This window comes from uncultured Chitinophaga sp., from assembly GCF_937874145.1.
Taxonomy (GTDB): Bacteria; Bacteroidota; Bacteroidia; order Chitinophagales; family Chitinophagaceae; genus Chitinophaga.
The window spans coordinates 25924-35079 of the sequence record NZ_CALNBI010000138.1 but is presented as its reverse complement, the minus strand read 5'-3'; the positions used below and the strand labels follow the sequence as shown (position 1 = coordinate 35079).

6 protein-coding genes are annotated in these 9156 nt (G+C 55.2%); all 6 read right to left on the bottom strand.

What is annotated here, in order from left to right; genetic code table 11:
* The coding region (locus Q0510_RS06570; RefSeq protein ID WP_298709361.1) for an RNA polymerase sigma factor at positions 1–547 on the bottom strand (547 nt) is incomplete at its 3' end.
* A gap of 125 nt (positions 548–672) precedes the next feature.
* A complete protein-coding gene (locus tag Q0510_RS06565) occupies positions 673–2877 on the bottom strand; it encodes a S46 family peptidase (RefSeq protein ID WP_298709359.1) in 2205 nt (734 codons plus the stop codon).
* A gap of 102 nt (positions 2878–2979) precedes the next feature.
* A complete protein-coding gene (gene lpdA, locus Q0510_RS06560; protein ID WP_298709357.1) occupies positions 2980–4386 on the bottom strand; it encodes a dihydrolipoyl dehydrogenase in 1407 nt (468 codons plus the stop codon).
* Positions 4387–4546: 160 nt separating this feature from the next.
* The gene (locus Q0510_RS06555) at positions 4547–5215 is read right to left on the bottom strand and encodes an outer membrane lipoprotein carrier protein LolA (protein WP_298709355.1); all 669 of its coding nucleotides are present in this window, start codon (positions 5213–5215) and stop codon (positions 4547–4549) included.
* 92 nt (positions 5216–5307) lie between these two features.
* On the bottom strand, positions 5308–7947 hold the full coding sequence (locus Q0510_RS06550; protein WP_298709353.1) for a DNA translocase FtsK: 2640 nt from the start codon (positions 7945–7947) through the stop codon (positions 5308–5310).
* Positions 7948–7989: 42 nt separating this feature from the next.
* A complete protein-coding gene (locus Q0510_RS06545) occupies positions 7990–9069 on the bottom strand; it encodes an alpha/beta hydrolase (protein WP_298709351.1) in 1080 nt (359 codons plus the stop codon).
* Positions 9070–9156 lie beyond the last annotated feature (87 nt).

Sequence of the window (9156 nt, the reverse complement as noted above, 5' to 3'; positions counted from 1 at the left end):
CATGGCGCGCCAGGTAATGCCGGATATCCTTCAAAGCCAGTACCAGCGTGTTTTTCACGGAATTGGGAGACAGCCCTAGCGCCTCCGCGATCTCGGGGATGCTCATCCCCTGTTGCCGGCTCATGGTGAAAATTTTTTTCCGCTGCGCCGGCATCTGCCCCACCGCCTCTGCAATCAGCCGCCGCGTTTCCCGCATGGCGATCTCCGCCGACAGGCTGTCGTCCGCCTCCTCTGCCATGCCCGCACCCGCGCGCAGCTTCATTTCCCGGGCCTCTTTGCGCATCCAGGTATAGCATTCGTTCGCCACCACTTTATAGAGCCAGGCTCGCGGCTGCTCCACGCCGGGCAACTTGTCGCGGCTGAGCCAGACGCGCAGGAACGAAGCCTGTACCACTTCTTCGGCGGCGGCCTGTTGTTTTACCATGCGGAGTATGAACGGGTAGAGCGCTGAAACGGAATGCCGGAATAATATACCGAACGCTTCCTCGTCTCCTTCACTGATCCGGCGAAACAGTTGGTTGATGTCGTTAGGCAATAGTTGGTCCATGTATGCGCTGTGTCATCCGGTTTTGTGCTGTGTGATAAAAGTACTGAAAATGAAGTATGTTTTTCCGCAGGCGCAAAAAAAAGCCGGTCTGTGCAGACCGGCTTTCCTTATGCTGATATATGGCACTATGCCGCCTTCTTGCGCATGGGCACTACTTTCGCTTTCTTCGGATGTACAAGTTTCATCTCTTCGATCAGGTGCGTGGCACCCGCAAATTTGTCTACTACGAATAATACGTAGCGGATATCCACCATGATGTTGCGGCAGATGGATGCGTCGTAGTTGATGTCGCTCATCGTGCCTTCCCAGGTACGGTCGAAATTGAGGCCAATGAGGTTGCCGTAAGCATCCAGGGCCGGACTGCCGGAGTTACCGCCCGTTGTGTGATTGGAAGCGATGAAGCATACCGGCATCTTGCCGTTCTGCCCGTATTGCCCGTAATCTTTGGCGGCATGCAGCTGGCGGAGTTTCTCGGGTACGTCGAATTCGTAGTCTCCCGGCTTGTATTTTTCCATCACCCCGTCGAGCGTGGTCATGAAATCGTATTGTACCGCGTCGCGGGGCGCATAGCCGTCCACCTTACCGTAAGTGAGGCGCAGGGTGCTGTTGGCGTCGGGATAGAAGCGGCGGTCTTTCAGCACATCCATTTGCGCCTGCATATAACGGCGTTGCAGCCGGTTGATGCCGGACTGGATAGCGTCGTGCGGCTTGCTCACCAGTTCCGCATAACCATTGCGCAGGCCGATGAGGAACCTCGTGGCCGGGTCTTTCCAGATTTCGGTGAGCACCGTGGCATACGGCCGCTCCACGAATGCTTTCAGCGCTTCATACGAAATCAGCGCGGATTGGCTGTAGAGCTTGTTGGCCGTGGTTTTCCCGTCTTTATTCGTCTCCATCCAGATCTGGTAGCCTTCGCCGCCGATCTTGTTGGAGGGCACTTCCTTAAAGTAAATATCGAACAGGGCGGTTGCCACGTCGCGGTCAACGTCCAGGTTGAAGTTTTTGAAGGATGTCTGTGCCGAAGCCAGGAACTTCTCCCGCAATGCCGGGTATTGATCCTCGCCGGCGGCACGGGTTTCCTGCAGCAGGTTCACGAGGTTGTTGGCCATGGTGAGCATTTCCACGTTGCGGACGAGCTCGGTATAATAGTCGCGGGCCACGGCATAGGGCGCGAGGTCGTTATAGAGATTGTTCAGCGAATCGAGCAACCCGCCGTATTGACCGCGGAATACAGGGCTCGCCTGTACCAGCCCCGAAAAGCGTTTTTCATAAGCCAGTTTACGGTCGATGCCCCCGGTCGCGCGGACCCCTTGCATCTCTCCGATCCATTTTTTCCAGGCATTGGCAGTGGAAGCCTGCTTGGCGGCATACTGGATCTTGATCTGCCCGTCTTTGCGCATATACCCGTCGATCACTTTCAGCGCGGCGTCGCGCATGCCTACACGGGCGGGGTCCTGCCCTTCCACGATCAATTGCATGGCGCGGGAAGGCAGGTATTCGTTGGTGCGGCCGGGAAATCCGAACACCATGGTAAAATCGTTTTCCGCCACACCGTCCAGCGATATAGGCAGGAAGTGTTTCGGCTGCAGGGGGACGTTTTCGGGGCTGTAGTCTGCCGGTTTATTGTCTTTCCCTGCATATACACGGAACATGGAGAAGTCTCCGGTATGGCGGGGCCACATCCAGTTGTCGGTATCCGCGCCGAATTTGCCGATGGAAGACGGCGGCGCACCTTCCAGGCGTACGTCTTTATACGTCTCGGTCACGAACAGGAAAAACTGGTTGGATTCGAAGAATGGCTTGATGAGCACGTCCTGCCAGGCTTCCTTTCCGGCGCCCGACTTGATGGCCGCGAGGTTTTTATCGATGGCCGACTGCCGCTCGCGCTCTCCCAGCCCGGGATCTACGCCCGCAAGGGCTTGTTTGGTCACGTCTTCGATGCGGACGATAAAAGTAGCGGTGAGGCCCGGATTGGGCAGCTCTTCGCGCTGTGTACGGGCCCAGAAGCCGTTATCGAGGTAATTGTGCTGGAGGGACGAGTGCTTTTGGATGGCGTCGTATCCGCAGTGGTGGTTGGTGAGGAGCAGGCCTTTGGAGGAGATGATCTCCCCGGTGCAGAACCCTCCGAAGCTGACGATGGCATCTTTCAAACTGCCTTTATTGACATTATATATGTCGGACGCGTTGATTTTCAGCCCCATTCCCTTCATTTCCTTTTCATTCAGCGAGCCCAGCAGGTGGGGGAGCCACATCCCTTCCGTCGCGGAAGCGGACAAGCGGATGGCGATAAATGCCCCCAGCAGCAGGTATAGTTTGATAGATTGCCGCATAAGTTTGATTTGGTGAAACAAAGCGGCAATTTAAGGAAAGCCCGGAACATGAAAAAAGGCCGTCCGGGATGGACGGCCTTTTCGCTATTCGAAAAAATTGCATTACAGGTGGATCGCCTCGCCGTAAGCCGCTTCGATGGCATCTTTCACCGCCTCGGCCATGGTCGGGTGCGGGTGGATGCTGTTGAGCACTTCCTGGTAAGTTGTTTCCAGGGTGCGGGCGGTAACGGTTTGCACGATAGCTTCGGTCACGTTCGCGCCGATCATGTGGGTACCCAGCCACTCGCCGTATTTGGCGTCGAAGATCACTTTTACGAAACCTTCGGTAGCGCCGGCGCCCACAGCCTTGCCGGAAGCGGAATAGGGGAATTTGCCCACTTTCACTTCGTAGCCTGCTTCTTTGGCCGCTTTTTCGGTATAGCCCACGGAAGCGATCTCAGGCGTGCTGTAAGTACAGCCCGGAACGTTGTTGTAATCAACAGGCGTGGGTTTGTGGTTGTATTTCTTCTCGTTGTAAGCGATAGCTTCCACAGCGATGATCGCCTCGCGGGAAGCTACGTGCGCCAGCGCCTGGCCGGGCACGATATCGCCGATGGCGTATACGCCTGCTACGTTGGTAGCGTAATATTTATCAACCAGCACCTTGCCCTTGTCGGTTTTAACACCCAGGGTCTCGAGGCCGATGTTCTCGATGTTGGCGGTGATGCCCACAGCGCTCAGTACCACGTCAGCTTCCAGGGTTACTTCGCCGGAGGCGGTTTTCACTTTGGCTTTCACGCCGGTTTTGGTCGCTTCCACTGCTTCTACCGAAGAATTGGTCATCACATCGATGCCTTTCTTCTTGTAGATTTTTTCCAGTTCTTTGGAGATATCCTCGTCTTCCACCGGCACGATGCGCGGCATGAATTCAACGATGGTCACTTTAGTGCCCATGGTGGCATAGAAGTAAGCGAACTCCACGCCGATGGCGCCGGAACCTACAACGATCATGCTTTTGGGCTGCGTGGGCAGGTTCATCGCTTCGCGGTAGCCGATAACGGATTTACCGTCGATCTTCAGGTTCGGCAGCTCGCGGGAGCGCGCGCCGGTAGCCAGGATGATATGTTTGGCTTCATGAACGGTGGCTTTGCCGTCTTTGTCGGTCACTTCCACCTGTCCTTTCGCTTTCAGTTTGCCATTGCCCAGGATCACGTCGATTTTGTTCTTCTTCATGAGGAACTGAACGCCCTTGCTCATTTTGTCGGCCGCCCCGCGGGAACGTTTGATCACCGCCGGAAAATCAGCTTTCGCGTCGCCTACGGTCACGCCGTAATCTTTGGAATGCTGGATATATTCCATTACCTGTGCAGATTTCAACAATGCCTTGGTTGGGATACATCCCCAGTTCAAACAGATACCGCCCAAATTCTCCCGTTCTACTACCGCTGTTTTTAAACCCAGTTGTGAAGCCCGGATAGCTGCCACGTATCCACCGGGACCGCTACCAATTACGATTACGTCGTATGCCATATTGCTTGATTTTTAAAATAAACGTGGCAAATGTAATAAAAAAAAGACAAGTACCCCATGATATCCGCCCAGAGATGACAATGCCGGGATAGTCGGCCTTCCGCACATAAAAAAAGGCCCCCTTGCGCAGGGAGCCCTTCCAATATCTTCAGATCCGTAATTACCTGAGATCCACCACTTCCACACCAGGATGCTTTTTGGCGTCGAAAGTGAACATATCGTCAGTCACAGCGCCGTTGGGCTGGAAACTGTTGATCTCATATGTATAACGGTTACCGTTTTTCTCAAACACTTTCATCCGCGCCAGGGTGGAAGTTTTCTTGTCCACATCGATCAGCACTTTGAAAAAGGGCTTCGATTTATCCGTCGGCGTCAGTTCGATGTTCTGCAATACTTTCCCTTTCTCGGTGGTTTCGCCGTTCAGCTTGTACAGGAAATCCTTGTCGTAGAAGTTGGTGAAAATCTTCGCCGGGGTCATGCCCTGGCTGCTCTGGTCCACGTTGTTGATGGTCACTTCGTTCACGTCTTTGGCAAACGTCCAGGAAGTTTTATTGTCGCTGATGATTTCCTGGTCGCCCATCACCACTTTATATTTCGTGCCCTTCACGTATACCGAACCTTTCCTGGAATCGGACACGCTGTTGTTGGCGCCTTCCACTTTCAATACGAAATTGGCGATAACAGATTTGAGGGACTTGAATTTTTTGCTCACGTTATCCAGCACCGCCTTGGCCTTGGGATCGTTTTTCCCGGTCTGTGCCATGGCGCCGCCCATCAATCCGCAAAGAATCAGGCCCGTAAATACCGTTTTCTTGATCATTCTGTTCATTTTAAGTTTTATCTCTGGTAAGATAGACAAATGTTATGCCGGGACGTTTAAATCTCCCTGTTAAAGAAATGCAAAATTATTACAAATAATGTTTATAACATACTGTTGAGGATTTCTTCCAGGTCCGATTCCGATTTCACCATCACGTCGCGGGCCTTGCTGCCCATGTTGGGCCCCACGATCCCCGCGGCTTCCAGCTGGTCCATCAGCCTGCCGGCCCGGTTGTAGCCCAGTTTCATCCGGCGCTGCAGCAAAGAAGTGGATCCCTGCTGGTTCTGCACGATCACGCGCGCAGCTTCCTCGAACAGCGGATCCCGGTCGGCCAGGCTGAAATCCTTGCCTTCCATGTCTTTTTCGTCGATATATTCCGGCAGCAGGAACGCATCCGGATAACCGCGCTGCTCGCCGATAAATTCGGCTACGCTTTCCACCTCCGGCGTATCCACGAACGCGCACTGCAGGCGCACCACTTCCCCGTTGAAGGAAATCAGCATGTCGCCCTGCCCGATCAGTTGCTCCGCCCCGCCCGTGTCGAGGATGGTGCGGGAGTCGATTTTGGAAGATACCTTGAACGCGATACGCGCCGGGAAGTTCGCCTTGATCGTACCTGTGATGATGTTCACCGACGGGCGCTGCGTGGCGATGATCAGGTGGATGCCCACGGCGCGCGCCAGCTGCGCCAGGCGGGCGATCGGCATCTCCACTTCCTTGCCGGCCGTCATGATCAGGTCGGCGAACTCGTCGATCACCAGCACGATGAACGGCAGGTAACGGTGCCCCTTCTGCGGATTGAGGCGGCGCTGGGTGAACTTGGCGTTATACTCGCGGATGTTGCGCGTACCGGCTTCCTTCAGCAGGTCGTACCGCAAATCCATTTCGATACAAAGCGCGTTGAGCGTATGCACCACTTTCTTGGTGTCGGTGATGATCGCGTCTTCCTCACCCGGCAGCTTCGCCAGGAAGTGCTTCTCGATCAGCTTGTACAGGCTCAATTCCACTTTCTTCGGATCCACCAGTACGAACTTCAGCTGCGACGGGTGTTTCTTATACAACAGCGAAACAAGCAGGGTATTAATACCAACGGATTTACCCTGCCCCGTAGCGCCCGCCATAAGCAGGTGGGGCATCTTGGCGAGGTCGGCGATGAAGTTTTCGTTGTCGATCTTCTTGCCGATGGCGATGGGAAGGTCCATCTGGCTGTGCTGGAATTTATCCGACGCCAGCATGTTTCGCAGCGAAACGATGGTCTTCTTCACATTCGGCACCTCGATACCGATCGTACCGCGGCCCGGAATGGGCGCGATGATACGGATACCGAGCGCGGACAAGCTCAGCGCGATATCGTCTTCCAGGTTTTTGATCCGGGAGATGCGGACGCCCGCCGCCGGTACGATCTCGTACAGGGTAACGGTGGGCCCTACGGTAGCACTGATCTTCTGGATGGAAATATCGTAGTTCTTGAGGGTGTCGATGATCTGGTTCTTGTTCTTTTCCAGCTCCGAAGCGTCTTGAACGATCTTGTCGGTCCCGTGGTTTTCCAGCAGGTCGAGGGCGGGATACTTGTAATCGCGCAGGTCGAGGGTGGGCTCGTAAGGGTCCACCGGCACCGCCTCGCGGACGGGCACGATCTCTTCCACTTCTTCGTCTGTCGGGTCTTCATACACCGGTTTGATCTCGAAGGCCACGTCTTCCGCCACCTTGGGCTTGCGGGGCGCGGGGGGCGGGATATCCAGCGGGATGGGAGCCGGCGGCGTTTCCATGGCCGGTTGCGGAGCAGGTTCGGGTTCCGGTTCATGGATGGTGAGCTGGAGCTCTTCCAGCGCCAGGTCTTCCGGTGCCGGTTCAGGCATTTTGAACGGCGGAGGCTCCGTGGCGAAGGGGGCCGGTTCTTCCCGCTCCACCAATTGCAAAGCCGGGTCGAATTCCTCCACTTCTTCTTTGAAAACGGGCGCGCCATCGCCTTTCAGCCCGTTATAGCGGTCATTGATGCTGGGCGCGTTCCGGTAATCTTCTTCCATCCCCTCATCTTCCGCTTCCTCTTCCGCATACGCAGGCGTAACGGCTTTGGCGGGTTTGGGCTGCTTCTCCGGCCATTTGAAATCCAGGTTGAATTTCCAGATGAGCCAGCAGATGCCGGAAGTAATGAGGAGGAGGCCGGTCCCGGTTTTACCGAGGAAGCCGCTCACCCATTTATTCAGCGCGTCGCCCAGGGCGCCGCCCCAGGGAAAGGCCGATTTGCCCGTCAGGAAAGCGAAGGTCATGCTGAGGAACAGCAATCCGAAAATGATGTATTTCACATTCCGCCAGAAACGGAAAACCCTCCGCCCGACGATAAAATTAATACCGATGATGAAGAAGAAATACGTAAACAGGTACGACGCGATGCCGAACCCTTTGTAGAAAAACCAGTGCGATGTAAACGCGCCCAGTCTTCCCAGCAGGTTGTCCACCTCCACGTCGTCGCGGAACAAAACCGAGGAGGAATAACGGAACACCTTATCCTGGTCTTCTTCCCAGGTAAATAAATAAGAGGTGAACGCGATAAAGCAATACAACGACAACAACAGGAAAAATGCGCCCAGCACTTTGTGCGTACGCTCATCCTTCACCAGTTCCCGCACTTTCACTTCCGGTTCCTTGTCCGGCTTGAGCACGTCGGGATTGGGAGCCGGTGCCTGCTCTTTCTTCTTTTTCGGTTCTTTCTTCTCTGATTTCAGTTTGTTTCCTGCCATAATCGAAATCAAAATTAACTATTGCCGGGCCAATCGCGGAAATTATTTCGCCAGGCCCGTGGTTTGCCGGATCCACTTGCTCATCACGTCAAGGGCCGCCGGTGATATGGTTTCTGTCAGCGTCTTGTATTCAGACACCTGACAGGAATTACATTTTTGGAAAAGATGGTTGAGGCCCGGAAGCTCCCGGATCTCTGCCTGTTTCACCCCATTCTTCCAGCCCGCCAGGTGCACACTGCTCACGACCTGGATGTCTTTATCGCCATTTAACGCCAGCACAGGGCATTTTATGCCGGCAAAATAGGGTTTTGGATCGAAACGGACGATGGAAAGGTACTCGGGCGACATATACTGCGAACTGACAGCCCTTACGAAAAACTCCTCCGGCTGTACGGCCTTCAGGTTGGGATTTTCGTTGTATTGCTTGCTGGCGTTGCGCATGATGCGCGCCCGCAGCGCCGCGGTATCCTTCTCCTGCACGATAGCATCCATCATGGCGCGCTGGTAACCGAGCTGCATTTGTATAATGGTATCGGTGAGCTGGTACAACCGGAGGATGGCTTCCGTCTGGCTCATGATCAGCGTTGCGCCGTCTACGCCCGGCCCCGCCAAGGACACCAGGAAAGCCACGCCCGGATCTTCCGAGGCCATGATCTGCCCGATGGCGCCGCCTTCGCTATGCCCGATGATGCCCGCTTTTTTAGCATCCACGTCGGGCCGCGAACGGAGATATTGCATGGCAGCCTGCGCGTCGCGCGTGAAACCGGTGATATCACTGCCTTTCATCTCGCCTCCGCTTTTATTGGTGCCGCGGTCATCGTACCGGAGCACGGCAATGCCGTTGCGGGTAAGATGATCGGCCAGTACAAGAAAAGATTTATGACCGAAGATATCGCTGTCGCGGTCCTGCGGGCCGCTCCCGCTCACCAGGATCACCGCGGGATATTTACCAGCAGCTTCCGGCCGGGTGAAGGTGCCCGCCATTTTGAAGCCGTCTTTCGTATTATCGAACGTAACGTCTTCCGAGTAATAGGGATACGGGGGCTGGGGATGTTGCGGACGTTCCTGGCCATGGGCCGCGGTTCCGGCGGCAAGACCGAGCATCAAAAGGTATTTGTACATAATCAACTGTTTGTGCCGCCACTCCGGCCCTCCGCTCCCGGATACAGGTTGCTGCTTCGGGAGGGCGCATCACGGCAGGCGCTCTCA

Coding starts and splice junctions, on each gene's coding strand:
- Q0510_RS06555 (WP_298709355.1), bottom strand. CDS start 5,215: ATGAACAGAATGATCAAGAAAACGGTATTTACGGGCCTGATTCTTTGC.
- Q0510_RS06550 (WP_298709353.1), bottom strand. CDS start 7,947: ATGGCAGGAAACAAACTGAAATCAGAGAAGAAAGAACCGAAAAAGAAG.
- Q0510_RS06565 (WP_298709359.1), bottom strand. CDS start 2,877: ATGCGGCAATCTATCAAACTATACCTGCTGCTGGGGGCATTTATCGCC.
- Q0510_RS06545 (WP_298709351.1), bottom strand. CDS start 9,069: ATGTACAAATACCTTTTGATGCTCGGTCTTGCCGCCGGAACCGCGGCC.
- lpdA (WP_298709357.1), bottom strand. CDS start 4,386: ATGGCATACGACGTAATCGTAATTGGTAGCGGTCCCGGTGGATACGTG.